This window comes from Lewinellaceae bacterium (assembly GCA_020636105.1).
Taxonomy (GTDB): domain Bacteria; phylum Bacteroidota; class Bacteroidia; order Chitinophagales; family Saprospiraceae; genus BCD1.
On sequence record JACJYL010000001.1, the window covers coordinates 1,841,076 to 1,867,161 of the forward strand.

Sequence of the window (26,086 nt, forward strand, 5' to 3'; positions counted from 1 at the left end):
TAAAATCATTCCCCGGCAAATAAAAATAAAATCACCTTACTTCCGTTCATTGATAGAACAGTCTTTGATTACAAAATAATCCAATATTTTGTACCTTTGGCCACCGAAATTGTTAATCGATATTACAAATGAACAAAATAACCTTACTGCTCGTCAGCCTTTTTTTTATCAGTGGTTCTGCTTTTGCACAGGATCAGGATTTTAGCCAGTTTTATGCCTCGCCGGCCACTTTGAACCCGGCCCTTACCGGGGCATTTGAGGGGAAATTCCGCGTTTCTTTCATCTATCGCGATCAATGGAGAACCGTCCTGGACGACCCCATCACCACTTTTGCCGCCGCAGCAGATTTCAGGTTCAATGTGTTGAAAAACCGATCTAAAAACAAAGATGCCGCCGGTTTCGGCATCGTTTTCCATAAAGATAACCCCGGCTTAAGCTTTTCTACCAACCAGATATTGTTATCCGGGGCTTTTCATAAAGGGCTCAGCCCTAAAGGAAATCAATATATTTCCCTGGGAATGCAGTTAGGCCTTGCCCAGCGTAATGTCAGTTACAATACCCTGGATTTCCACGACCAGTTTAACGGTACCAATGGTTATACGGAACCTACCGATGAAGTATTTCCTGAGAACAACTTTGCTTACGGCGACTTCAACGTAGGCCTCAATTATTCATACGCTCCTGACCGTCGCCCCCAGATTTATGCCGGAGCAGCAATGAGCCATATCCTAAACCCTGAGGTGAGCTTTTATTACAATCCTGATGAAGAAGCAGATTTCCCTTCCAACAGATTGTTCAGAAAATATACAGCATACGTCAATTTCGTCTTCCCTATCGGAGATTTTGTTAAAATTTCACCCCGGGCACTGGCGTATATACAAGGGCCACACTTCGCCGCCAACGCAGGATCCAATGTTCGTCTTTCACTCAGCTCTATAAGCGGCACAGCCCTCCATATCGGCTCCTGGGTACGTATGGCAGGCAACGAACAAAAAAGCGTATTCGCTGATGCCGTTGTATTCCTGGCAGGGGTCGAGTATCAAAATTTTCTGGTGGGATTTAGTTATGATGCCAACCTATCTGATCTGGCTAATTCACGAAAAGGACAATCGACTTTTGAAATTTCCGTCGCCTACCTCGGTGAATACGAAAATGATTTGGTGGTTTGCCCGAAATTTTAAAAACAAAATATTTTTTGATTGTCGCTAAAGTGTGGAAAAATGGATACTTTTATCCGTTTTCTGAACCATAAAAATTTAGGCTCCATGCGGACTCCTGCTTTCCTCACGTTACTACTGTTCTTCCGCCTTTCCTTTTTATTCAGCCAATCGGCTCCCATCTCTATCGATGGAAAATTTACGGAATGGCCCGAGGAAGTTTCCGGGTATACGGATCCGGATGAAACGGTGAGCAATGTCGACCTGCTTTCTTTTCAGGTGACCAATGATGAGGAATTTCTCTTTCTCAAAATTGTCCTCGGCACAGCAATCAACCTCAAAGAGAATGATCCGATTGCGCATAGCATTTACCTTTACATAGATACCGATGACAATGCATCAACCGGGTTCAATGTACAAGATGGATTTGGTTCTGAACTGGGGATCAATTTCAGTAATCTCTCTGCCAACTTTGATGTTTCACCCCCGCAAACGATAAACTTTTCAGACATACGCTTACGAATTGGGCCAACGGTGACTTCTACGGAATTTGAAATCGCCATTGCCCGGAATGCTGTTCCGGACAATGTCCATGCATTATTTTCCAGTCCGACCATCAAAATACTTTTCAAAAACTGGCACAACGGAGATGTAATGCCCGATGAAGGATCATTTTTCTCCTATACTTTTGACAATACGCCAGTAGAACCACTGGTACCTACCTCCCTGGAAAAAGAAAACCCGTCGTACCTGCGGACGGTTGCTTACAACACCCTTTTCGACGGCCTCTTGGAATCCGCTAGGCTCCCCCATTTTGAAAAAGTGCTGAAGGCGTTGAATCCGGACATAATAGGTTTTTCCGAGTGTTACGATACCCCTGCCGCCACCGTTGCCTCCCTTTTGAATAATTGGCTTCCTTTGGACAATGCCGACGGATGGCAGGTGGTCAAAAAAGGCGACCTGATTACGGCTTCGCGATGGCCTGTGCTGCAAACATGGCCTTTCATCACACGATCGTTCCCGGTGCTTATCGACCTACCCGATACTTATCCGCAGAACCTGCTGTTTACCAACGCACATTTGAGTTGCTGCGCTAAAAATTCGGAGCGGCAATCACAAGTTGATGAATACGTTTCCTTTCTTTTGCAACTCAAAGAAGTAGGCGCCGGTCTTGGATTCACCGAATTTACGCCTTTCATTTATGCCGGCGACCTCAACCTGGTGGGTTATGCCCAGCAGCTAACTACCCTGCTCACCGGTGACATCCAAAATGTGAACCAATTCGGCCAGGGAGGCCCTCTGGACTGGGACGGTTCGGACCTTACGGACCAAATCTGCCGACAGGCCGATAAGCGCATGGCCTATACCTGGCGTAATGATCAAAGCCCCTACCCTCCCGGCAGGCTCGATTTTATGATCTATTCAGATATGGTAATGAACGCTGAGAAATCATTTACCCTTCAAACGGAGGTCATGTCTGCAGACAGACTCGATCTCTACAACCTGAGCACCAACGACACAGGCGGAGCTTCAGACCATTTTCCTGTAGTGACCGATTTTTCGCTAATGGTAATCGATAAAGTTCGTGAAACTGACCTTGGCCGGCACAAGCTGTACCCCAACCCCGTTGGTGACGAATTGACTATTGAATTGGCCGCTGATGATTCCTTTGATATTTTTGTGAGTGATGCTTTCGGAAAAATTGTGGCCAGTAAAAAGGACGGGACCGGCTCCGTTTCATTGAAAATGGGACATTTGACGGCCGGTGTTTATTTTGTAAAACTGGAGGATAAAGAGGGCGCTGTTTTTAAATATAAAATTGTGAAGGAGTGATGTCATGCATAATTCGCAGATTAATGGTACTCCAAAAAATAACCTAATTCCGGAGCATTTTCCCATGCCATTTCATTTTCGTTTTGAGTGATCGTTAAAATTAAACACCCGTTGAAAAGAATATAATATCAAACGCTTCACCCATAACTTGCCTGGATACCTATCACATATTTGGAATGCTTCGTAGGCCTTAAAGGGAAAAATTGAGTAATCCGATCCGCCTCTTCGGAAAATTCCTGATCGTATTTAATTTCCAATACCGTTTTTTCAGAAAAAGCATACGGCAAAAGGGCCCGTGATGTTTCAAACCTTCCGTATTTCATATCTAAGTCAATCGTCAGCCTAAAACGATTGTCGGGCGTAGCATAATAATAACGGAGATAGGAATTGATCAGTACGGGAGAAAGGTTGAGATTGGATATTTGAGGGATTTCCCGGGCTGCTTTGGCAATATCCTTCCAAAAAGTATCTTGCAAGGGGAATACATTTTTATACCCCAGTTCCCCATGTTTTACCTTTTCTTCGAGCACAGGCTTCAGGAGGTGGTCAAAATGCTCGCCATACCAGCGCAACCTGAATTTCGTCCGGTCACCAATGCCTATAATATTATCCTGATAAGCCGAAAAGCTTACCGTATCAAAATAAACGTTGTTGACGCGGCGCACAGGAAAGGCTTCCCGGAAACCAACCGGGAGCAGGCGCACCATCTGCTGAATGTCAAACAGGGGTACGTTTTCAAGCACATATTTTCTTTCGTAGCGCATGGGCTGGTTGCTGGTTACTGGTTGCTGGTTGCTTGTTGCTTGTTGCTTGTTACTGGTTGTCTTGTTGCAAAATAGCAGAAAGACATGATTACCAGGGAATACTCAATCCTGTTTATCCAATAATCCTAAAAATCATGATCCTGACAAAATGCTCGTTACTGGTTGCTTGTTACTGGTTGTCTTGTTGCAAAATAGCAGAAAGACATGATTACCAGGGAATACTCAATCCTGTTTATCCAATAATCCTAAAAATCATGATCCTGACAAAATGCTCGTTACTGGTTGCTTGTTGCTTGTTGTCTTGTTGCAAAATAGCAGAAAGACATGATTACCAGGGAATACTCAATCCTGTTTATCCAATAATCCTAAAAATCATGATCCTGACAAAATGCTGGATACTGGTTGACTTATTACAATAAACATTCCGCCCACCGTCCACCGAAAAACCGGCTAAAGCTGCACCCGCTCTGCGATCTCGAGGCCGTAACCGGAAAGGGCCACGCGGTGTTTGGCATTTCGGGAGAGCAGTTTGAGTTTGGAAATGCCCAGGTCTCTTAGTATTTGAGCTCCGACCCCAAAATCTTTTTGCTCTGTTCCCTGTATGTTACTGTTCAGGCTAATCCCATTGGCATTTTGTTTGTCCAGCATTTTCAGGGTATGCAGGATGGAGTCCTTTTTTTCGCTGTGCCGCATAAACAAAACAAGACCTTTTCCCTCATCGGCAATGATCTTTACGGCTCTTTGGAGGCATTCGCCATAATTATCAAAAAGTGAACCGAGCACATCTCCTGTTTCAGTGGAAGAATGAACACGCACCAGTACGGGTTCGTTGGGTTCCCAACTTCCTTTTTTAATAGCCAGGTGAATATCATCTGTCGTTTGCTGGCGGTAGGCTATCACTTCAAAATCACCATAATTTGTTTCCAGATTAACACTCAATTCCCTTTTAATGAGCCTTTCTGTTTGCATGCGGAAGGCAACCAGGTCTTTAATAGCGATGATTTTCATCTCAAAATGTTTGGCTACTTCTATCAAACGGGGCAGGCGCGCGGCACTACCATCATCATCCAGGATTTCCACCAATACCCCGGCAGGAAAAAACCCGGACAGACGGGCAAGGTCTATGGCTGCTTCTGTATGCCCGGTGCGGCGAAGCACGCCGCCTGTTTTGGCTTTCAGTGGGAAAATATGCCCTGGACGAGCAAAATCAGTAGATTTTGTATTGGGATCTACCAAAGCGCGAATGCCTGTGGCCCGGTCATAGGCAGAGATACCTGTGGTACATCCCTGGCCAATGAGGTCCACAGAAATGGTGAATGCCGTTTCATGGACCGCTGTATTGGAAGACACCATCATATCCAGTTTCAGCTCATGAGCTCTTTTCTCATCGATTGGGGTGCAGATCAATCCCCGGCCGTATTTGGACATAAAATTGATGATCTCCGGTGTCACGCATTCCGCCGCACAGATAAAATCGCCTTCATTTTCCCGATCTTCATCGTCCACTACAATGATTATTTTCCCGGCTTTTATATCAGCAATAGCCTCTTCGATCGTATTCAATTTGAAATTGGTATCAATTCCGTTTTGGAGGTTCCCAAGCATTGTGTTTGATTCCTTTTAAAAAATTAATAAATCCCATAAAAAGAGCGACGTTCATCATCAAAAAATAACGGATGCTCCTCAATAAAAATATATTTAAGCCTATTTTGTTCAAAATCTTATCCAAAGAAAGTACAGAAAAGATTCCCAAAACAAGGGCTAAAAAAATCAGTTGGTACAAATAAAATCCCGCCCAGGCCAAAGCTCCACTTACAAAAATCATAATGAGCATAAAAAATGGCCCGAACCACCTTAGTATTTTATGAGAAAACAGTATAAAAGCCGGCAACTTGACAGGTGGCCACCAAAGATGGGGAAAAGTGACAAGATTTTGGAAATTGCCGGCAGAAATTCTCGCTTTCCGACGAAATTCCTCTTTCAGTTCATGGGAAACAGCCTCATAACATACCGCCTCCAGGTCATTGATGATGAGCCCGCCTTTTTCCAAAACGCGCATACCGATATAAAAATCATCCACCAAAAAATTAGAGGGCACCTCACAAAACCAATCCGACCGCAAAGCATAACATCCTCCGAAAGGACCAGCGATCATTCCCCACATTCTGGCTTCCCTGTTTTTAAGCGCAACCTCGGAAGAAATATAATAATTCTCCGACTTTGATATCCCTTCGTCCATCATCCCCACATGAACCATATTGGCATCAACGATGACTATTTTTTCATGCTTATAATGGCGTGTAAGATTTTTGAGTGCGTTGGGCGTGAGGATGACATTTGCATCCGTGATCAGGAAAATATGGTTACTTCCGGCAGGTCGCATCTTTTCGGCTTCGAGTGCAAGCCTGTTGATGACCCCCGGTTTTCCGTTTCGTTGCTCAAAGGGAAAAAAAGATATCCTGGGATACTTTTTGGAATACTCCCTAAGAATTTCGTTGGAGTTGTCGGAGGAGCAATCCGATCCGGCATAAATGATTATTTTCCCTTCCGGGTAATCGAGTTTCAGCAGGCTTTCCAGTTTTTCCCTAATGACGGCCTCTTCATTATAAATTGACATCAAAACCGAAACAAAAGGCAGGTCTGCTTCCTTGTCATAAACGACAGCATTTACGGCCTTGTTTTTAGCCAGCCATTTGAGCAATAACGGATATATAAAATAAGAATACACCAGCAAAAAGAAAGACATCCAGAATGCCGGTATGAGTAAGAAGCTCATGCTCAAACAATTTCGACAGTAGTTGTGGAATAAGCCTTCATGACCTTTTTGGCTATCTGCAAACTGTCATAGTTATGCTGCACAAAATCAGAAGCGCGACGGCCCATGACTTCAAGTCGGCCATTTTGATTGGAGCACCATTTGACAGCTTCTATTAATTCTGAGGGATTGTCTCCAATGAGGATTTCCTGCTCGTGGGTAGCCTCGATCCCTTCCAGGCCAACCGTTGTGGTCAGTACGACTTTACCCAGCGCCATCCCTTCGAGGATCTTAGCCCTCATACCGCTCCCGGACAATAAAGGCACCACCATGATACTATGACCGTTGATAAAAGCTGAGGCATCCTCCACTTCTCCGTGGACGACAATATTTTTCTTTTTTAAATTTTTCAACCAGTCGGGAGTATTCCGCCCGGCAATATGCAATTCCAGGTCGGGTATTTCCTTTTGCATTTTTCCCCAGGTATGTTTTAGAAACCATTTCAGTCCCTCAATATTCGGCATCCAGTCCAATGAGCCTATAAAGGAAAGCGAAAGATTTTTCCGGAAACTGTCAAAGTCTGCCTTATATTCTGTGCTGTCGAGTCCTATGGGCACCACAACGGATTTTCCAGTGTACCCCATCTGCTTGAAAATACCAAGGTCACGATGAGTAATCGGCATCAGGATATCGTACTGGCGGAGCATCCTGGTTTCAAACTTTTGCAATTTGCCGGAAAGGTATCTAAGATATATTTTTTTGGGAACCGACTGGGTGTTTTTTGTAATCCGCTTCCATATTTCGGACTCCACATTATGCGCCCTCATAGAGATTTTAGCATCGGAGTATTTTCTGATAACGGGAATATAAGGAGCGAGGTAAAGCGTTTCCAACTGAATGACATCAAAGGAAGTTCTTTTCAATAATTTAATCAGGGCTCTCTCAAATTCTCTGGAAACGTAACGAGAAATATGAAAAGACTTTTGCGAAAAAAGGTTCAGGAAGGCATCTTTAAGCTTGATGGTATTATCAATATCCACCGTGATGATTTCATCGTATTGATCAAAAGGGGAAGGTTCCCGTTTCAAATCATAATAGTGTTTTTTCGTATTCATTGCCAATAACGTCAGGTCCGCACCAAGATCTTTCAGAGACCTGCTCAGGTTATTGATCGCTATGGACTCACCATCCTTCAACGGATAAGGAAATTTTTTACATACTTGAAGGATTCTCATATTTTTTCACTTTAATGTCCTTTTCTAAAACGTATTTACAGGTTTCAGTCTATTGGTCATTCAGGGTTTTTTTGCAGTATAATCGACAATAAGATAAAAGATACGCTCAAATGACCACCTATTTATTCGACCACAAAAAGGTTATTCGCGGCATCGACATCAGCCATACGGCCCGACGGATCAATCTCAATGGAATTTATATCTTGCATCCGGGCCGGGATGATGAACTCATATTGAGGGTTCGTCCAGGGCCAGTCGGGCAGATCGATTTGTTTAATATCAACAGACTCCTGGGGTTTGTTACCCCTCATAATCCTTAATGCGGCGTTATAAACTTCCTTTTTTCCATCTTTATAAGTAACCATAACATCGACCGGCATAGGCATTAACCCTTTTCTTTCCAAAGTCACCCTGGTGCCATTTTTTACTTCTTCCACTTTATTGATCGAATAATCGATGGTATAAGTGGTGTTGATCCAGTACTCCCGATACCAGTCCAGTTCTAGTCCGGAAATGGTTTCCATCACCCGGATAAAATCGTTGGCATTGGGATGTTTATAGGCCCATTGGGCATGGTAGGCCAGCATTCCCTTATCAAAAGCTGATTGCCCAATAATATACTCGAGTTGGTGTAAAAATATAGCGCCTTTAACATAAGCCCCCACACTATAGGCCGAATTGGTTTGAAAATGATCGGCATGAGTGATCAGGGGCTCTTCATACCCGCTTTGGGCAAATCCGACATAAGCCGTGTAAGTTCCACGATGTGGATCATCCACTGCCTCGCCACCAATCAGGCCTTTTTCTTTCAGGTAATTCATAATGACGGCAGAGGCATAACTCGTAAACCCTTCATCCATCCATGCGTACAGACTTTCGTTGGTTCCCAGCATCATCTGGTACCAGCTGTGCATCAATTCATGAACAGAGACGCCCACGAGGCTTCCAAGGCCCCTGTTGCCGGTAATCAGGGTAGCCATTGGGTATTCCATACCTCCGTCGCCTCCCTGGATGAAGGAATAGTGAGCATAACCATATTTTCCGTATTTCGGTTGAGCAAAGGCAAATACTTCAGCCATTATAGCCGGAAGCTTTTCCCATGCATCCTGGATCTTTTCATCATTCTGATAAAAAAAATGAAGCGTGAGATCCTGCCCGGGAACCTTAAATTCGGTGTGTTTATAATCACGGTCGGCGGCCCATACGAAATCGGGAACATTCTTGGCCACGAAATGCCAGGTCAGTTTTTTGCTTTTGGTCAAAGGCTTCATGGGGGTGCCTTCATAACCATAACCAATTTCTGTCTTACCGTTTACCAGGTAACCTGTTCCTCCGATGATGTAATCGCTGTCCATGGAAATTTTCACATCAAAATCACCCCAAACCCCGTAAAATTCCCTGGCTATATATGGGTTGGCGTGCCACCCCTGTTCATCGTATTCACACAATTTGGGATACCATTGCGACATGGAATAATCAATGCCCTCTGCATTATCCCTTCCTGAACGTCGAATCTGCACGGGAACCTGGGAATGAAATTCCATCTTAAAGGTTGTCTTTTCTCCGGGCTGTATGGGCCTGGCCAGGTCAACTTCGAGAATGGTGCCTTCTACATGGTATTTTAAGGGGACGCCATCCTGAGTCAGTGTTTTTATCTGGCAAAAACCGATCTCTTCATCGGTCAGTTTATGAATTTCGGAACTCATTCTTCTATCCGGATCCTTGATATTTTGGGAACGGATATCCATCATACTGTTCGGTTGAAAAGCATTAAAATACAAATGATAAAAAACCCGGTTCAATACATCGGGAGAATGGTTGGTGTATACGAGGGTTTGCTCCCCTTCAAATTGATGTTTCCGTACGTCAAAATCAATGTCCATGGAATAATCCACCGCCTGTTGCCAATAAACGCGTTGTCCGAAAACATTAATAACAGTGAATAAAAATATTGGAATTAAAAATTTCCTCATCATAGAAAGTTGCTTTTTTTAGTGATCACTAGACGGGGTATATTAAATTGCGAATTGGTAATCAAAGTAAAATTCGTCATGCGTCAATTATAATGGAAGGCTTATTTCCAACCGGCTTCCTTCATCATTGTTTTGGCCCGTTCCAAATTTTCTGCAGCGCCGGAAAAGTCCAATTCAATTTCAGAAAAACCTCCTATATCAAGAATAAAACCACTGGGTAAAGTGAATACATTTACCGGGTATTCAAAAGTGAGATCGCAATAGTATTCTTGGTTTTTTTTGGAAATCAGGTAGTCAATGAACATTAAAGCATCCCCCCTGTGCTTGGTATTGCTCGTCAACCCCAGTGAAACGAGGTTGTAATAACTTTTCATATTGCTGTCATAAGGAATTTTTACGCCCACTTTGTTTCCCGTCTCAAAATTTTCAGTGCTTCCTGAATTAGTCCAGCGAACATATTGAGAAGCATTTAATAACGAAATTTCTCCTTGACCTTCAGCAACGGCTCTGATTACTGCTTGAGTATTTTCAACAGGGTCAATGGCCAGGTTATTGACCAGGCCTCGCAACCATAACCGGGTGGTGGCTTCTCCTTGTTCGGCGATCATCGTAGCCACCAAAAACTGATTATCTTTATTGGATGCTTTTGACAGGATAACCCTGCCGTTCCAATAGGGACCTGTTATATCTTTATAAACATTGACCACACTGGGTTTAGGTACGGCCACTTTATTGCAACCATAACCCATGGCATATTTGGTAAAACCAGCCCAATACCCTTCATTATCCGTATTCCTGGAAGGCATCGCATGAGCCACTGAGTCTGTTGAAAATGGTTGCAAAACTCCGGCAGCCTTAACCGCATACATATCCACGAGATTATCAAGTAAAACGACATCGGCTGCTGTTTTCTGTCCCTCCTTTTTAAGTCGCTTAACCATAGCATCCGGGGAATCCATCACTACTTTGACTTTAATCCCTTTACGCTCCTCAAAGGTGCTGATCAATTGCTTTTCCATCGTTCCGTATCGGACGGTATACAAGGTAAGCTGCCCCTTCTTGGTGGTTATACCGCCAGAGTTCTTGTCAGCCCCCCCGGTGTTATCCCCGGTACAAGAAGACACCAAAGCAAGTACCCCAAAAAGGAGCAAAAAATATTTAGCTGATTTCCACAAATTTGGAATCGATTTCAATACTATTTTAACCATTTTAGTCTATTCTGATTAGAGCAAAGTATGGGTTCCGGACAATATGTCCTTTAAAATGAACTCATCCTTAAACTTAAGTATGCTCTGCAAATGTAAAATTTTTCCGGCTAAATAAGTCTAATCCGGCCTCATTAACTAACTCATTGCAATTATTTGCCGTCTGAATCGTAATTTCATGGAAGGTTTTATATTTTTGTTCCTACAAAAAAGAAAAGATATATGTCAAATAAAATTAATTTTCGTTCCGGAGTACTCATTCTGATGGTTTTTATTGCGGCATTCAGTCGTCTGATTCCTCACCCGCCAAACTTTACACCCATCGGCGGGATGGCTCTTTTTGGCGCTGCTTATTTTTCGAAAAAATACCTCAGTTTTATCGTTCCGTTGGCTGCCATGTGGCTGAGTGACCTCTTTTACAACAACCTGATCCTGCCCAATCAGTTTCCTGAATATTACAGTGGCTTTCAGCTGGTGGGCAGTTTGTGGGTTTATGGGGCCATAGCCCTGACCGTTTTTATCGGGTTCAAACTCCTGAAGGATGTAAAAGTCACCAATGTGGCTGTAGCGGCCCTGATTGGTGCTGTTGCTTTCTACCTGATCACCAATTTTGGGGTGTGGGCCACCGGGCTTACCTATCCTAAAACGGGTGCCGGCCTATTGGCTTGTTATGCCGCGGGGATTCCTTTTTTCGGTTATACTTTATTAGGCAACCTCTTATACAGCGCCGTACTCTTTGGTGCTTTTGAATGGGCGGGACGGAAAGTGCCTGCTTTACAGCAATAAAAAAACCTTCGTCTATTAACAAAAAAGGCACCTTCGATCATCGGAGGTGCCTTTTTTGATTTGATCTCGGAAAAGCATATTATTCCACCCACATCAATCCAGCAATAATGTAATTTTATTATTAAACGGTTCTAACTCGACACTTCCAGTAACCTCCATCAGTTCAATATTAGCAATCGAATAAGTACAGTTACAGCTTCCTTGATTATCGATTTTCAATTCAATTTCCACCCCTCCTGCAAATTGATTTCCTGCTCGATAGATCCCGTATATTACAGTATAGTATTCAGATGTATTTCCATTACAATTAATTGAATTGATTATTTTCGCAATTAATGGACTCTCTCCATATTCAATTGACAAACTAGATTGTTGGCTGGGCGTAATCTCTTTTTTTATTAAATAAAAATTGTCTGCACTTTGTGCCAACGAAATATCTTCCAGTGAAATGGAATCCAAGACGAATATCTTCAATTCATTGTCTCCCGGTACCCCGTAACAATCCTTATGGCAACAGCAAAAAAGAACCGGGAATAAAATTATGATAATGGCGAAAATGTTCTTTTTCATAAGGTTTAAACTTTATACCTGATGCAATATTTTTTTGCTTTTTGTATTTAACGTTTATATGAAAAGCTTTACCTTATTCATTTTTATCTTATTGTGCTTCATTTCAAAAGGACTGTCTCAGGCCTATGCCGATTTCACCATTCAAGTCAGCCCGCAATACAGTAAATTTGATCATATCACTCAAGGGGAAGTTCTGCCAAACTCCTTTTGCCCCGGACTTTTTATCGGATCAGAATTAGGGGTATTCTTTTGCCAAGCCGTCAAACTTACTATTGGATATGGATATGCATTACAGGAAAATACCTTGCAAAGGGGGCAATATCCTTTTATAATAGAAAGTGATCACCATATTTTTGCCGGTTCACTGGATTACACCTTTTTAAAGGACAAACAGATACGGTTTTTCACAGGTAGTGGTTTTCAATTAAGAAAGAAAAGGCTGGAACATATCATTTACGACCCGTCTGGTCATATTATAGATGACCATTTAGGCGATTTGAATCACCATATTTTGATCAGGGCAGGTGGCAACTATTATTTTTATAAAAATGCTTACTTGAGAATCCTGCTCCAGGCAGAACTACCTGTCCTCAAATCAGACGTGAGCAATGCTACGCTAATCGGAGCACATCTCGGCATAGGAATAAAATTCGATGTAAAAAAAACCATAAACCGCTTCCTCTATTGATCACCGTCCACCGTTAGCCGTTTACCTCACATTATAACCTTTTCACTTTAACCTTTAGTCTTTTCATCTTTCTTCTGCTGCTCCTCCGGGTACTCAATCCGCACATGATACACCGATTTCATGATGTTTTTGAACACCTTGATGATCTCTTCCAATTCGCGGAAACTGATCTCGGAATCTTCCAGCTGGCCGTTGCTGATCTTACCATCGACAATTTTATCGATGAAGTCAAAAAGCTCCTGTTCTGTGGGATTTTTCAGGCTTTTGCAGGCGGCTTCAATAGAGTCGGCAATCATCATGATCGTATGCTCCTTGGTGGTGGGCTTAGGGCCAGGATAGCGGAACATAGATTCATCCACCTCCTCATCAGGATAGTCTTTGAGGTAATTGCGGTAAAAATATTCAACCCTGGTGGTTCCATGATGGGTGGCTATAAAATCTATGATCACCTGTGGCAATTTGGCTTTTTTCGCCATTTTGATCCCTTCGGTAACGTGTTCGATGATGATCCGGGCGCTTTCAACGTCTGAAATAGCATCGTGCGGGCTCTTCCCCTGGTTGTTCTCAATGAAAAATCCGGGTTGGAGAATTTTCCCTATATCATGGTACAAGGCCGCCACTTTTACCAGGAGTTCATTGGCTCCGATTTTAATGGCTGCCGCTTCCGAAAGGTTGCTTACCTGGAGGGAATGTTGCATGGTTCCCGGAGCTTTCAGTGACAGTTCCTTCAACAATGGCTTGTTCATGTCCGAAAGCTCCATCAGCGTAATGGAAGACGTAAAGCCAAACAGCCTTTCCAACAAGGGCACTAATGGATAAGCCAATAAAGTAAGGAAGACATTTAGGAACAACCAGGTATAAACCGACCAATCGATCTTACTGAACTCTCCCTCTTCAATCAGGGCCAATCCCAGGTAAGCAATGGCATAACTCGCAAACAGGTAAATCATGGAATAAAAGAACCGCGTCCAGTCGCGGGTATCCACATTGCTGACGATAACGACAATGCCCGCCAGCACTTGCATCAAGGTAAATTCGTACCCCAGGGAAGACAGGAAACTCGCAATAAGCACTACCACAATATGGGTGATCAGAGCCAGCCGGGCATTAAAAAAATTCTTTATGATAATTGGAACAATACAGAAGGGAATTAAATAGGAACTCAACACATCTGTCTGCTCCACCACATAAACCAGGTAACTAAAAAGCACCAGCCACATGAACACAAAAAACAAATGATGAAACTGGCCGTAAATGTTTGTGGCGTAATTTTTCAGGTAAAGGAAAAAGACCAAAACGATCAATGTGGTGAGCAGAAAGTACCCCGCCAGTACCCATATATATTTTTTCTTACTGCTGACTTCCTTTTCAAATTCATATTTAAAAGACAATAATTTCGGGTACACATCCTTGGCAACATAACCGCCTTTGGGGATGATCAATTCACCTTTGCGCACTAACCCGCGGGAAGTGGAAATAGAAGACAACAGCTCCTGTTTGAATTTTTGGGTAAGTGTATCATTATAAAAAAGATTCGGAACGATGGCTGTTTCAAGCAGGGGAAAAAGAAAATCAGGTTCCTTCAGAGGGCTGTACGGAAGAGAATCACTCAACATATTGGTGGCCGTCTGTACCGTATAAATATTTTCAATGGTTTGCTGGTAACTCGTATTGCCTTTGATGATATTGATGACATAATCCTCGCCCTTTTCCTGGTGTTGGGTTTCCAGTAGAATAATGCCCCGCTTAAACAACCGATCCAGTAAACCCTCGGCATAATCCCGGTAGCGATCCGGTTGTTTGATCACATCCTCAAATTGCCCCGATTCCTTGACCAGGGCAAGCTGTTTATCGAAATTTTCCGCGAAGGATCGTTTCTGATTTTTAACCAGGTTGAGCTGCATTTCGTAATAAGGAGAAAAATCTTTTTCCAATTCCTTTCGCTCACTGGTGATCTCTGCTTCCGTTTTTCGAATGGCAAAATCAAAAGGTGCAATCAGGTCCTCGTAACGCCAGGCTTCACCTTCCTGGAACTTGTACTTAAATTTAAGATTGTTGGGAAACAAAAAACTTATCGCAGCTACTATACCTAAGAGCATCACATACCGGAAAAATCCGGGTAGTTTCGATAATATCGTGGCAAGATTTTTTTCCATATCCCAAAGATATACACCCCAAAAGAAAATCTTCGCATACGCATGGAAGGAATTTAAGATTAATTTACCCCTTTGTGGTTGATTTTACTAATTTTTGATAAAACCCAGGTTTTATTTTCGGGCTAATAGAGGACTATTTCAATAATTTTTGCAGTTCCCAGTAAATTAACCCCTCTTAACAATACAATCAAACAGATTGCAGGCAATGATTTTAGGGTGATCCCATATTTGTCGATAAAAAATTCTCCTCCTTTGTTTCGAAATTAATAATCAGTATCGATATCGCTTTGGAATATTTTTTTATTTTTACCAAATAGTTTCACTCATTTCGTCCATGACAAATAATGGCCCTTTTTAATAGAAAACAGGGATAACAAAACGAAAAACTAATTTCGAAAACAGCAGGCGTTTCAGGCTATCCTCGTTTTCGGTTCCTGCCTTCTAAAAAAATGTTGCAAAGATCATTCCCCAATCAATGAACATCCAGGTTTCATTAAAACTTTCCGCTTCAAAAACGAAAAAACTAGAAACATGAAAAAATTAATGCTCCTCTTAATTAGCCTTATCCTTTTTACAAATCTCCATGCCCAATTTACACAAACTGTTAGAGGTTCGATTGTCGACAAAGAATCCAAATTTCCTATTTTCGGGGCCAATGCCATCATCAAATTGGATGACGGACAATTTTTTGGAGCGGTAACCGATATGGACGGCAATTTCCGCCTGGAAAATGTACCCGTTGGACGTCGATCCCTTTCCCTGTCCTTCATCGGCTACAAGGACATCGTTATGGATAATGTGATCATCAGCTCCGGGAAGGAAGTGGTCCTCAATATTGAAATGGAAGAGTCCTCAACGGTACTTGAAGAAGTGATCGTTTATGCCCAGCGCAACGGAGAGGTTCGCAATGAAATGGCGACGGTTAGCGCCCGGCAATTCAGCGTTTCCGAAACCGACCGCTACGCCGGCAGCCGAGGGGATCCGGGCCGCATGGCTTCCAACTTCGCCGGCGTCCAGGGAGCCGATGATTCCCGGAATGACATCATCATTCGGGGTAACTCCCCACTTGGCGTCCTGTGGCGACTGGAAGGGGTAAATATCCCCAACCCCAATCACTTTGCCATCCCCGGTACAGGAGGAGGCCCGGTAACCGTGCTCAACAATAAATTCCTGGCCAATTCAGACTTTTTCACCGGGGCATTCCCGGCCGAATTCGGGAACAGCATCGCCGGAGCTTTTGACCTAAAAATGCGTAACGGGAACAATCAAACCCGCGAAATGAGTGCCCAATTGGGCTTTTTGGGGACTGAACTCATGGCTGAAGGACCGATCTCCAAAGAAAAAAAATCTTCCTACCTGGCGATGTATCGCTATTCAACCCTAAAGCTCTTTAGTTTTCTCGGTATAAAAATCGGAACAGATGCGGTGCCTCAATACCAGGATGCCGCTTTCCGGATCAACTTCCCGGGAAAAAACTCGAGCAATCTTGCCTTTTGGGGAATTGGCGGCTTAAGTAATGTGGATATTCTCATTAGTGACCAAAAGGTCCCTGATACCGAAACCGACCTGTTTAGTGATAACGACCGGGATCAGTATTTCGGATCAAAAATAGGCGTAATGGGAATTACCTACACCCGCCCGGTGGATAAAAACACTTTCGTCAAAGCGACGGTTTCCGCCTCTGGCCAACAGGTACTCGCTGATCATAATTTTATCTTCAGAAGAGTGGAAGCCAATGCATTCGTTTATGATTCCATTCCTCATCACATGAGTTATGACTTCACGGAATCCAAATTTTCCTTCAATGCCTTCGTAAACAGAAAAATCGGCCAAAGAAGCACCCTGAAATTCGGCATTAATGCAGATATGAACAAATACTTGTATATCGACAGTATCCGGAATGTCATCTTTCTTCCTGACGGCAGCAAAGACCTCGACCCCAACTGGACTTACAGGTGGAACGCGAGAGGGACGGCTCTCCTGCTTCAGCCTTTCTTACACTGGAAACACAGCCTCAGTGAAAATCTAACCCTAACGGCCGGGCTGACCAGTTTGATTTACACCTTCAATAAAAACAGCATCTCCCCTATCGAACCGAGGCTTGGATTGTCTTATGACCTGCCACGAGGACAACGACTGAGTTTTGGTTATGGTTTTCACTCACAAACCCAATCGGGCTATATTTATCATTACTCCAGCCAGGCTATCGGAAATGACCCCCAGGAGTACAACCTTGATCTTGGACTTACCAAGAGCCATCACCTGGTGCTGTCCTATAATCTGCCCCTGGCTGAAAATACCCGTTTGAAAGCGGAAACTTATTACCAGTACCTTTATGATATTCCTGTGGAAATACAAAAAAGCTCCTTCTCCCTGGTTAATTCAGGATCCGGGTTCAGTCGTTTTTTTCCCAACCCGCTTGAAAATGGTGGTACAGGCAGGAATTTTGGCATTGAACTTACGCTGGAAAGATTTTTCAGCGGCAGTTATTACTTCCTCATCACCGGTTCTCTTTTTGATTCAAAATACAAAGGAAGTGACGGTGTTTTGAGAAATACTTCTTTCAATGGGCACTATGGATTGAATGCGCTGGTCGCTAAAGAATTTTCGTTTAATAAACAAAGTACCTTGAATATAGGCGGTAAGGTTACTTATGCCGGTGGCCGTTGGTATGGCCCGGTAGATGAAGCAGCTTCTGCACAGCAATTGGACGTTGTTTACCAAAGCGAAGGCATGAACACCATTCAATTCGACCCCTACTTCAGAGTTGATGCCAAAATTAATTATCTTTGGAACAGGCAAAAAGTAACCCACGAATTTGCGATAGATTTTGTCAATATTTTCAACATTAAAAATATTCTGACCCTATCTTATGCTCCGGATCACCCCAGTGGAAATCCAATCCGTGAGGAATACCAGTTGGGCTTTTTGCCTCTTTTTTATTACAAACTTGACTTTTAGATGGCTGGTTACTCGTTATTAACTAGTAACCAGCAACGAGTAACCAGTAACAAGCAACAAGCAACAAGTAACAAGCATGGAAAGTATTCTCGGTGGAATTCTTGCCTTTTTCATTGTCCTGTTTTCCTACAAAGGATTTCGGGACAGGGCCTTTTATGACCAATACCTGTTCGATGTGTACAAGATATTGGCAGGCAAAGAATACTACCGGCTTTTCAGTTCGGCTTTTTTGCACGGCTCCTGGTTTCACCTGGGGTTCAACCTTATCGCCCTGTTGTCGTTTAGCGGCGAGGTGGAGTTCTATTTCGGCTGGTGGCAATACCTGGTTTTGTTTTTTGGCTCAGTCCTTTTTGGAGATTTGCTGGCCTTGTACTTTCATCGCAACCATGAATACCGGGCGGTGGGTGCCTCGGGAGGTGTTTCAGGCCTGGTGATGGCGTTTGTCATTGCTTCGCCCAACAGTTCCATTTCCTTTATCCTGCTTCCGATCGGGATTAAAAGCTGGATTTTTGGAATTGCCTATGTTTTGGTGACCATTATCGCCATCAAACGCAGTAACGATAACATCGGTCATGAAGCCCACCTCGGAGGAGCCATTATGGGCGTATTACTCGCTTTGACCTTCCATCCATCCCTTTTTATGGACAGATGGTGGCTCATCGCAGCTATTTTGGTTCCGACCATTGTTTTCCTGTGGTTGAACCTTTCTCATCCTGCCTTTTTCCTGACAGGTAATCTCCGGGGTATATTTTCTAAAAACCCCAGGTCGCCCTTAAAAATCAGCCACAAAAAGAAAAATATAAGCAAAGAGGAAGAACTGGATCTGCTCCTGGGCAAAATTAAGAAAAAAGGCATGAGCGGTCTGACCCAAAAGGAACGGAATCGATTGGAAGAATTGTCGAAGGATTGAGCATAAAGGTACGGGGAGTTTTCACTCAGAAAAGCAAAAATTCGCTACCTTTACCCATGAAAATTATCACTTCTAAATAGAAACTTTTGAAAAAAATTCTGGCATACTTACTCACAGCCATTCACTTATTAGTGTTCGGTTTGATCTTGGTACTTTTCCATCCGATGCAATGGATAGCCTTGAAAATTGGTGGATATACCGGTCACAAACGCATGGTAAAACGGATGAACTATTGCCTGATACAGAGTCTTAAAATATTGGGAAATACCTGCACCTTTACCATTGGTTATGAAATCCCGAAAGATAAGCCTCTCATTATCGTTTCCAATCATCAAAGCACCTACGACATCTCCCCTATCCAGTATTACCTGGATGACCATCATGTGAAATTCGTTTCCAAGGTGGAACTCGCCAAAGGCATCCCAAGTGTTTCTTTCAACCTGCGGCACGGAGGTTCTGTGCTGATCGACCGCAAAAACCCCAGGCAGGCCCTGCCTGCCATGAAACAGTTTGCAGAATACCTGGAAGCCAATAAATATGCCGGGGTGATCTTTCCGGAAGGAACGCGAAGCAAAAACGGAATCCCAAAATCCTTTTCTCCTAATGGGCTGAAGACCCTGATCAAATACATGCCTTCGGCTTATATCGTGCCGGTGACCATCAACAATTCGTGGAAGATCATCGAAAACGGCTACCGCCCTATGAATATCGGGATCAGGGCAACCTGGCAGACCCATAAACCCATTGAAGTGGCAGGCAGGGATTTTGATGAACTGCTCAAAGAAGTAGAAGATACGATCAAAGGAGCCATTATCAACTAAATCGTATTTTTAAAGGCAATCCCGGGGCCAAACATGAGTCATCTTACCTTAGGGGCAGGAAATTAAATTTGGTAAATTTGAAATGAAAAAATAAGGAAGCGGCATAAGACTATAATGAGTCATTTGTCATTAAGACAGTTCGGGATAGCCAGTCCCGCTTCCTTTTCTCTGTTTCACCTCGGACAGTTTGTTAGGCAATAAGCCTGAGTAAGATAGATGAGGCATAACAGAAGTTATTTTATCAACACAAATTTACCGATTTAGTATGAAACAATCTGATCGTTTTGTAGGAATTGACATATCAAAAGATAGTTTTGATGTCTGCGTTTTATCACAAGGGGCTCTATTAGAAGAAAGCCGTTTTAATAATGATGCTCAAGGTTGGCAAAAGTTTGCTAAAAACCTTAGTGATCAGGACTTATGCATAATAGAAGCAACGGGATCTTATCATGTAGGGTTGGCATTATATTTAGTTGAGCATGATAAACGTGTTAGTGTAGTCAACCCTTTGCGTGTAAAGTATTTTTCTCGATTGAATCTCAAGAGGGCAAAAACAGATAGGGTAGATGCTTATGTTATTGCCCAGTATGGCCAAGTATTTAAGCCTGAAAGTTGGACAGCTCCACCGACACATTTAAGACAACTTCAACAGTTAATGACAGTTTCTGCACAATTAACAAAACAAAAGACGGCATTAATCAATCAACAAAAAAACTTTGAACTTGTACCAGACCCCAGTAAAGAAGCCCTTGAAATAATAAAGTGCCAAATAGTAAAATTAGAGAAACATTTACAAGAAATACAATGCCTTATCAATAATAGCATTAAAGAACATTACAAAGAATTAGAGGCTTCTTTACGATCAATTCCCGGTTTAGGTCCCAAAACGGTAGCCACCTTAATCCTAATAACTGGAGGCTTTACCAAGTTTGGATCATATAAAGCTTTGATAGCCTATGTGGGGTTAGCTCCTCGGACATACGAGTCAGGAGTAAGTGTTAAGGGAGCTTCACACATCTGCAAGTTAGGGTCATCCTATCTTCGAAAGTTACTTTATGAATGTGCTTTAAGTGCCAAAAGGTTTAACCCTGTATGTAAGGAACTATTTGAAAGACTCTATATTGCAAAGAAAAAACCATTTAAAGTAGCCATGATTGCGGTGGCCAATAAGTTGCTGAAAATCGCTTTCACTATAGCTATAACTGGACAAAAATTTGATCCGGAATACAGACTAAAACATTATTTTGCCAAATAAAATTTTCTGATTTTCCGAAAAAAATTTGGAGATGAACACAGTTCATCCCGAATAATCAAAAACTGTCTGAAATAGAAGTTTTTTGATTATTTGAAGTATTTTTTAAATGTAAAATGTAAAACAAGGAATTTAAAACCTGCCTGCTGACGCAGGAAGGCAGGTGTAAAAGTGAGTGGGCAAAAGGTTTGGGTTTTGGAAAAAAGTCATTTTTTGTCGCAAAACACCTAACCCACGACCCAAACACTTCTAAATTTTGCGGTTACTTGTTTTAAACCTTGCCTGCTGCCGCGACGGAAGGCAGGTTTTGCGGTTTATTTCTTTTGTAAATGAGTCATCCCGAATTTAATCTGATTAGATGAAATTCGGGATGACTCATGTTATTTTTTCAAAAGCCGGAAACCATTTATTCCACGGTCACAGCGGCATTTCTCGAACGTTTTCTATCATGTTCTTTTAAAAAGATCTTACGGAGCCTGATTGATTCCGGAGTCACTTCCACGTATTCGTCGCCCTGAATGTATTCGAGGGCCTCTTCGAGTGTAAATCTCTTTGGCGGAATGAGTTTCATTTTTTCATCTGCCCCGGAAGAACGCATATTGGAAAGCTTTTTCGTTTTGGTCACATTGATCACCAAATCGCCCGGACGGCTGTGTTCTCCGATCACCTGGCCTTCATAAATCTCTTCGTTGGAGCCGACAAAAAATTTCCCTCTATCCTGAAGATTGTTGATGGAATAGGGAATAGATTTTCCTAATTCCATACTGATCAATGAGCCATTGATGCGGCCCGGAATATCCCCTTTATGGGGTTCAAAATCCTTAAACCGGTGGGTCATGATAGCCTCACCCGCTGTGGCTGTTAACATCTGGCTACGGATGCCTATGATACCACGGGAAGGAATTTCAAATTTTAAAACCACGCGATCCGCTTTAGGTTCCATAGAAAGCATTACCCCTTTACGGCGGGTAATCATCTCAATGGCTTTTCCAGACACCTCATCAGGAAGATCAATCGTGAGTTCTTCCACAGGTTCGTGTTTTTTTCCGTCGATTTCTTTAATGATAACCTGCGGCTGACCGATCTGAAGTTCATATCCTTCCCGGCGCATGGTTTCCACCAAAATAGCCAGGTGTAATACGCCTCGTCCGAAAACCCTGAAGGCATCAGCTGAGGTAGTGGTTTCCACCCGCAAGGCAAGGTTTTTCTCTAATTCCTTTTTTAGTCTTTCTCTAACGTGACGGGAGGTAACGTATTTTCCCTCCTGGCCAAAAAACGGTGAGTCATTGATGGTAAAAATCATACTCATCGTCGGTTCATCGATAGCAATAGAAGGTAATGCTTCCGGATTTTCTGCATCGGCAAAAGTATCCCCTATCTCAAATTCGTCAATCCCGAAAATACCACAAATATCTCCTGCCTGAACCTCATCAACCTCAGCACGCTGGAATCCTTCGAATACAAATAATCCCCTGATCTTGCCTTTACTGATCTTGCCATCTTTTTTAACCAGGGCAATTTGTTGTCCCTGCCTCAAGGTTCCTCTGTGCAAACGCCCCACTGCAATCCTTCCGATATAAGCCGAGTAATCAAGGCTGGTGACCAACATTTGGGCAGCACCTTCCTCTACTTTTGGCGGTGGAATATGCTCAATAATGGCATCGAGCAAAGGTATAATATTATCAGTCGGCTCTTTCCAGTCAACACTCATCCAGCCATTTTTGGCGGAGCCGAAAATAGTTGGAAAATCCAACTGGTCTTCTGTTGCATCCAAGTTGGCCATAAGGTCAAAAACGGAATCCTGCACCTCATCCGGGGTACAATTCAGTTTATCTACTTTATTGACCACAACGATGGGCTTGAGCCCTAATTCCAATGCTTTTTGCAAAACGAATCGGGTCTGGGGCATAGGTCCCTCAAAAGCATCGACGAGCAGCAGTACACCGTCGGCCATATTGAGTACCCTTTCCACCTCTCCACCGAAATCACTGTGACCAGGCGTGTCAATGATGTTGATCTTTACATCCTTATAAACGATGGAAACATTTTTGGCAAGGATGGTTATTCCCCTTTCTCTTTCCAGATCATTACTATCCATGATGAGTTCTCCTGGATTTTCGTGGTCCTTGAACAGATGTCCTGCCACCAGCATTTTGTCCACTAAGGTAGTCTTACCATGATCTACGTGGGCAATGATTGCGATATTTCTAAGTTTTGTCATGCAATATTTTTTTTCGAGCCGCAAAGGTAGGAAAAATTATAAATTAAAAATTAAAAATTAAAAATTAAAAACCGTTGAAAATCAATCACTTACCTTTTTTACCAAAACATTGGCCCATTATAAAATAAATGATGAAAGATAATAAAGGTAATCTGGAATCTTTCAACCAATAATTGGGTGTTTTTGGATCTTTTTCAGTATTTAATTTTTGTAACGTGAAAATGAAATCTTTATGACAGGAAGGCAAAAAAAAACTCTCCCCACATTACCGTCGGGAGAGTTTTGAAATATGATTAGCAATTTCTTAAGATTATAACGAATCTTTTTGTTCAGTGCCTTCCGGCAACAAAACCAAAACGTTTTCAGGCGCATAAACAAGGATGGAAACATTTTCCAATAACGGAGTGCCTCCAACCTCGATTTGTTTCCTGAGATCGGTACCATAAATGGTGTAAATCTCGTCTTCAACCGAGTATTTCAAATTGTATTTCCCGGCCTGAACGAGAGATTTAAGAATAGACTCGGTTCCGTTTTCGAGTGAAACACTCATTTGAATGCGCACTGTACTTTTGTCCCAGGTCTTTACCTCAATCGGCTCTCCAAGGTTTAGCGAAACGATTTCATTACCCTGAAGATTGAAAGATTTAATAAGTACTTTTTCTGCCGTTTCTTTCTGGAAACCTTGCTGGCCAAAACTCATTATAGCTAGGGGCAGAAGGAGGAAAGTAAGGGCAAAATTGTTAAAAAGTGTAGATGTATTCATAAGCAGCCTCCTTTTATTTAATGGATAAAATACGCATTTTTTGGCGTAAAGTCAATATGCTGACCCAAATTATCCATCAGGTTTAAATGGTTAAAACAAAAAAAATCGTCAATGTGTGTTCTTCTCAAAAACTATTTATAGTCTTGCGTATCTTAACTAACCTCTCCAGTAATTGGTCTAAGCGGTCAAGAGGCAACATATTTGCCCCGTCGGATTTAGCTTCATCGGGTCGGGGATGTGTTTCTATAAAGATGCCGTCAACCCCTGAAACGATGCCTGCCCTGGCAATTATTTCTATCATGGCAGGTTGCCCGCCAGTAATTCCTGTTGATTGATTGGGTTGTTGCAAGGAATGAGTACAATCCAAAATCACTTCTGCCCCCAATTCCTGCATTTGGGGGATGCCACGGTAATCGACGATCATATCCTGGTATCCAAAATTGTTCCCTCTTTCGGTCAGCCATACCCGGTCATTTCCTGACTGCACCACTTTATCTTTGGCAAATTTCATGGCAGCAGGGCTCAAAAACTGACCTTTTTTGATATTAACGACCTTTCCCGTCTTGGCGGCAGCCACCAAAAGATCTGTCTGCCGACAGAGAAAGGCGGGAATCTGTAAAACATCAACGTATTCGGCGGCGATGGCCGCTTCCTCTACAGAGTGAATATCCGTCGTCACCGGAATATCGAAATGCATTCCGATTTTCTTCAGTATTTCCAGTGCTTTAATATCTCCAATTCCAGTAAAAGAATCCAGACGGGAACGATTTGCTTTCCGATAAGACCCCTTGAAAATATAGGGAATTTCCAGGCGATTGGTAATCTTCACCACCGCTTCGGCGATTTCGAAAGCCATGGCTTCTCCCTCAATGGCACATGGGCCGGCAATGAGAAAGAAATTGCCACTGTCCTGATGTTTAAGTTTGTTTAAGTTTATACTCATACTATGATTAATGTCTTTTCCTGGTGAAAAGTTCCAAACAAAAAAAAACGCGAAACCTGAAGATCAGATTCCGCGATTGATATATGATTTAGTATGAAAAAATTAAAGTTTGTAGGTTACTCCTAAATTGAGTAACGAAATGCCATACCCTACTTCTCCGAAGATACCCAGGTTGCTTTTCACAAAGTAAGTAGCTCCGACAAACCCGCTGTAAGTAAAATTGTTCTGAGCCTCGCGGTAGAAAGAAGGAACCGGTGTATCGGGTTTGTTGTCACCATACAATGGCTCATCAGAAGGCGTATTGTCTACAGCTACAATTGGCACATTGTAAGCAAGGCTAAAACCACCGTAAACATCCCATTTGTCGAGATTTACAAAATGTACAGCAGGACGGACACCAACCACCAACATCTGATTGTGGAATGTATTGGAAGATCCGTCATTGTATTTGATCAGGGAACTTGTGGTGGAAGAATAAGAAGCGAAAGCACTAAGGCTGAATTTTTCCGCTAATTTATATCCAAGGGTCAGGCTAACAGGCGGTACGTTGATCGATCCACCGTCTTTAAAAAAAGTAGGCACGACTCCAACGCCGGCGCTCAATTGTAATTTGGAAGTGCTTTGGGCATTGACCGTAGCAAAAGAGATAAGTAAAAGGCCGAATAAAACAAAAATTCTTGACATGGTTTCGTTTTTTAATTTTGAATTAGCAATGGGATTTGCAATATTTTTTCTCAAAAGGTGTTAATTTCTCGTTTTACCAACGACAACGTTTTGAATTATACCGCAAATTTAGATTAAAAAAGTGTACCAGTCAAACTTATAGGCAGAATTTTATTTTATATTTAAGTATTTAAAAGGTTTTTAACAAAATTTAAATCTTTAAAATTGATTTATTTTTACCCCATGTTCTGTTTTTATTAAAGAGTAAAAACTTTAATATCTCCCCCACATCTAAGTCAAAACAGAATTTTTTTTTGCTTTTTTATATAAAACGTTTCTTTTTTTAAAAGTAACATATAATTATTGAAAATTTCGATATTTTTTTAGTGAATCATTAATCAAACTGAATAAATCCAGCTAAATCCTTTCC

The 26,086-nt window shown here is 42.4% G+C and carries 20 protein-coding genes; 8 read left to right on the forward strand and 12 right to left on the reverse strand.

The annotated features are described in order from the left end of the window. Positions 1–128 precede the first annotated feature (128 nt). Together H6571_06765 and H6571_06770 are read left to right on the forward strand one after the other, a co-directional pair. Positions 129–1,181, forward strand: a complete 1,053-nt coding sequence (locus H6571_06765) for a PorP/SprF family type IX secretion system membrane protein (GenBank protein ID MCB9323427.1) — start codon at positions 129–131, stop codon at positions 1,179–1,181. Positions 1,182–1,220: 39 nt separating this feature from the next. Continuing rightward, entirely contained in the window at positions 1,221–2,990 is a 1,770-nt protein-coding gene (locus H6571_06770; GenBank protein ID MCB9323428.1) for a T9SS type A sorting domain-containing protein, read from the forward strand. A 137-nt stretch (positions 2,991–3,127) separates the two neighbouring features. Here H6571_06770 and H6571_06775 read toward each other — a convergent pair whose 3' ends face one another. The 6 genes from H6571_06775 to H6571_06800 form a co-directional block, all read right to left on the reverse strand. Further along, positions 3,128–3,754 (reverse strand): polyphosphate polymerase domain-containing protein, encoded by a 627-nt coding sequence (locus H6571_06775; GenBank protein ID MCB9323429.1) that lies wholly within the window; start codon positions 3,752–3,754, stop codon positions 3,128–3,130. A gap of 450 nt (positions 3,755–4,204) precedes the next feature. After that, positions 4,205–5,359: a 3,4-dihydroxy-2-butanone-4-phosphate synthase gene (gene ribB, locus H6571_06780; protein MCB9323430.1), complete on the reverse strand. Its 1,155-nt coding sequence runs from the start codon at positions 5,357–5,359 to the stop codon at positions 4,205–4,207. Further along, on the reverse strand, positions 5,331–6,530 hold the full coding sequence (locus H6571_06785) for a glycosyltransferase (protein MCB9323431.1): 1,200 nt from the start codon (positions 6,528–6,530) through the stop codon (positions 5,331–5,333). Before H6571_06785 ends, ribB begins: the two co-directional genes overlap by 29 nt. Before the next feature lie 2 nt (positions 6,531–6,532). Further along, entirely contained in the window at positions 6,533–7,744 is a 1,212-nt protein-coding gene (locus tag H6571_06790) for a glycosyltransferase (GenBank protein ID MCB9323432.1), read from the reverse strand. A 122-nt stretch (positions 7,745–7,866) separates the two neighbouring features. Further along, the gene (locus tag H6571_06795) at positions 7,867–9,720 is read right to left on the reverse strand and encodes a M1 family metallopeptidase (protein ID MCB9323433.1); all 1,854 of its coding nucleotides are present in this window, start codon (positions 9,718–9,720) and stop codon (positions 7,867–7,869) included. A 98-nt stretch (positions 9,721–9,818) separates the two neighbouring features. Continuing rightward, on the reverse strand, positions 9,819–10,925 hold the full coding sequence (locus H6571_06800) for an extracellular solute-binding protein (GenBank protein MCB9323434.1): 1,107 nt from the start codon (positions 10,923–10,925) through the stop codon (positions 9,819–9,821). A 219-nt stretch (positions 10,926–11,144) separates the two neighbouring features. Here H6571_06800 and H6571_06805 point away from each other — a divergent pair, with 219 nt between their 5' ends. Then, a complete protein-coding gene (locus tag H6571_06805) occupies positions 11,145–11,708 on the forward strand; it encodes a hypothetical protein (GenBank protein ID MCB9323435.1) in 564 nt (187 codons plus the stop codon). Positions 11,709–11,801: 93 nt separating this feature from the next. Here H6571_06805 and H6571_06810 read toward each other — a convergent pair whose 3' ends face one another. Continuing rightward, on the reverse strand, positions 11,802–12,278 hold the full coding sequence (locus H6571_06810; GenBank protein ID MCB9323436.1) for a hypothetical protein: 477 nt from the start codon (positions 12,276–12,278) through the stop codon (positions 11,802–11,804). Positions 12,279–12,336: 58 nt separating this feature from the next. On the opposite strand from H6571_06810, the gene H6571_06815 reads away from it, so the two are divergent. Further along, positions 12,337–12,966, forward strand: coding sequence for a hypothetical protein (locus H6571_06815; protein MCB9323437.1), 630 nt, complete (start codon positions 12,337–12,339; stop codon positions 12,964–12,966). 47 nt (positions 12,967–13,013) lie between these two features. Here H6571_06815 and H6571_06820 read toward each other — a convergent pair whose 3' ends face one another. Then, the gene (locus tag H6571_06820; GenBank protein MCB9323438.1) at positions 13,014–15,122 is read right to left on the reverse strand and encodes an HDIG domain-containing protein; all 2,109 of its coding nucleotides are present in this window, start codon (positions 15,120–15,122) and stop codon (positions 13,014–13,016) included. Between the two features lie 531 nt (positions 15,123–15,653). Between H6571_06820 and H6571_06825 the strand changes: the two genes are divergently transcribed. From H6571_06825 to H6571_06840, 4 genes are all read left to right on the forward strand, one after another. Further along, positions 15,654–18,083, forward strand: coding sequence for a TonB-dependent receptor (locus tag H6571_06825; protein ID MCB9323439.1), 2,430 nt, complete (start codon positions 15,654–15,656; stop codon positions 18,081–18,083). Between the two features lie 76 nt (positions 18,084–18,159). Then, positions 18,160–18,993, forward strand: coding sequence for a rhomboid family intramembrane serine protease (locus H6571_06830; protein ID MCB9323440.1), 834 nt, complete (start codon positions 18,160–18,162; stop codon positions 18,991–18,993). An 86-nt stretch (positions 18,994–19,079) separates the two neighbouring features. Continuing rightward, positions 19,080–19,814, forward strand: a complete 735-nt coding sequence (locus H6571_06835; protein ID MCB9323441.1) for a 1-acyl-sn-glycerol-3-phosphate acyltransferase — start codon at positions 19,080–19,082, stop codon at positions 19,812–19,814. A gap of 265 nt (positions 19,815–20,079) precedes the next feature. Next, on the forward strand, positions 20,080–21,069 hold the full coding sequence (locus tag H6571_06840) for an IS110 family transposase (GenBank protein ID MCB9323442.1): 990 nt from the start codon (positions 20,080–20,082) through the stop codon (positions 21,067–21,069). Between the two features lie 403 nt (positions 21,070–21,472). Here H6571_06840 and typA read toward each other — a convergent pair whose 3' ends face one another. The 4 genes from typA to H6571_06860 form a co-directional block, all read right to left on the reverse strand. Beyond that, a complete protein-coding gene (typA, locus tag H6571_06845; protein ID MCB9323443.1) occupies positions 21,473–23,287 on the reverse strand; it encodes a translational GTPase TypA in 1,815 nt (604 codons plus the stop codon). A gap of 310 nt (positions 23,288–23,597) precedes the next feature. Beyond that, the gene (locus H6571_06850; protein MCB9323444.1) at positions 23,598–24,050 is read right to left on the reverse strand and encodes a hypothetical protein; all 453 of its coding nucleotides are present in this window, start codon (positions 24,048–24,050) and stop codon (positions 23,598–23,600) included. 124 nt (positions 24,051–24,174) lie between these two features. After that, a complete protein-coding gene (gene kdsA / locus H6571_06855; GenBank protein ID MCB9323445.1) occupies positions 24,175–24,993 on the reverse strand; it encodes a 3-deoxy-8-phosphooctulonate synthase in 819 nt (272 codons plus the stop codon). A 102-nt stretch (positions 24,994–25,095) separates the two neighbouring features. Then, on the reverse strand, positions 25,096–25,677 hold the full coding sequence (locus H6571_06860; protein ID MCB9323446.1) for an outer membrane beta-barrel protein: 582 nt from the start codon (positions 25,675–25,677) through the stop codon (positions 25,096–25,098). Positions 25,678–26,086: the final 409 nt, after the last annotated feature.

Bases quoted from the DNA above. Each gene is read 5' to 3' on its own strand.
- H6571_06765 (MCB9323427.1), top strand. From the start codon at position 129: ATGAACAAAATAACCTTACTGCTCGTCAGCCTTTTTTTTATCAGTGGT.
- H6571_06770 (MCB9323428.1), top strand. From the start codon at position 1,221: ATGGATACTTTTATCCGTTTTCTGAACCATAAAAATTTAGGCTCCATG.
- H6571_06775 (MCB9323429.1), bottom strand. From the start codon at position 3,754: ATGCGCTACGAAAGAAAATATGTGCTTGAAAACGTACCCCTGTTTGAC.
- ribB (MCB9323430.1), bottom strand. From the start codon at position 5,359: ATGCTTGGGAACCTCCAAAACGGAATTGATACCAATTTCAAATTGAAT.
- H6571_06785 (MCB9323431.1), bottom strand. From the start codon at position 6,530: ATGAGCTTCTTACTCATACCGGCATTCTGGATGTCTTTCTTTTTGCTG.
- H6571_06790 (MCB9323432.1), bottom strand. From the start codon at position 7,744: ATGAGAATCCTTCAAGTATGTAAAAAATTTCCTTATCCGTTGAAGGAT.
- H6571_06795 (MCB9323433.1), bottom strand. From the start codon at position 9,720: ATGATGAGGAAATTTTTAATTCCAATATTTTTATTCACTGTTATTAAT.
- H6571_06800 (MCB9323434.1), bottom strand. From the start codon at position 10,925: ATGGTTAAAATAGTATTGAAATCGATTCCAAATTTGTGGAAATCAGCT.
- H6571_06805 (MCB9323435.1), top strand. From the start codon at position 11,145: ATGTCAAATAAAATTAATTTTCGTTCCGGAGTACTCATTCTGATGGTT.
- H6571_06810 (MCB9323436.1), bottom strand. From the start codon at position 12,278: ATGAAAAAGAACATTTTCGCCATTATCATAATTTTATTCCCGGTTCTT.
- H6571_06815 (MCB9323437.1), top strand. From the start codon at position 12,337: ATGAAAAGCTTTACCTTATTCATTTTTATCTTATTGTGCTTCATTTCA.
- H6571_06820 (MCB9323438.1), bottom strand. From the start codon at position 15,122: ATGGAAAAAAATCTTGCCACGATATTATCGAAACTACCCGGATTTTTC.
- H6571_06825 (MCB9323439.1), top strand. From the start codon at position 15,654: ATGAAAAAATTAATGCTCCTCTTAATTAGCCTTATCCTTTTTACAAAT.
- H6571_06830 (MCB9323440.1), top strand. From the start codon at position 18,160: ATGGAAAGTATTCTCGGTGGAATTCTTGCCTTTTTCATTGTCCTGTTT.
- H6571_06840 (MCB9323442.1), top strand. From the start codon at position 20,080: ATGAAACAATCTGATCGTTTTGTAGGAATTGACATATCAAAAGATAGT.
- typA (MCB9323443.1), bottom strand. From the start codon at position 23,287: ATGACAAAACTTAGAAATATCGCAATCATTGCCCACGTAGATCATGGT.
- H6571_06850 (MCB9323444.1), bottom strand. From the start codon at position 24,050: ATGAATACATCTACACTTTTTAACAATTTTGCCCTTACTTTCCTCCTT.
- kdsA (MCB9323445.1), bottom strand. From the start codon at position 24,993: ATGAGTATAAACTTAAACAAACTTAAACATCAGGACAGTGGCAATTTC.
- H6571_06860 (MCB9323446.1), bottom strand. From the start codon at position 25,677: ATGTCAAGAATTTTTGTTTTATTCGGCCTTTTACTTATCTCTTTTGCT.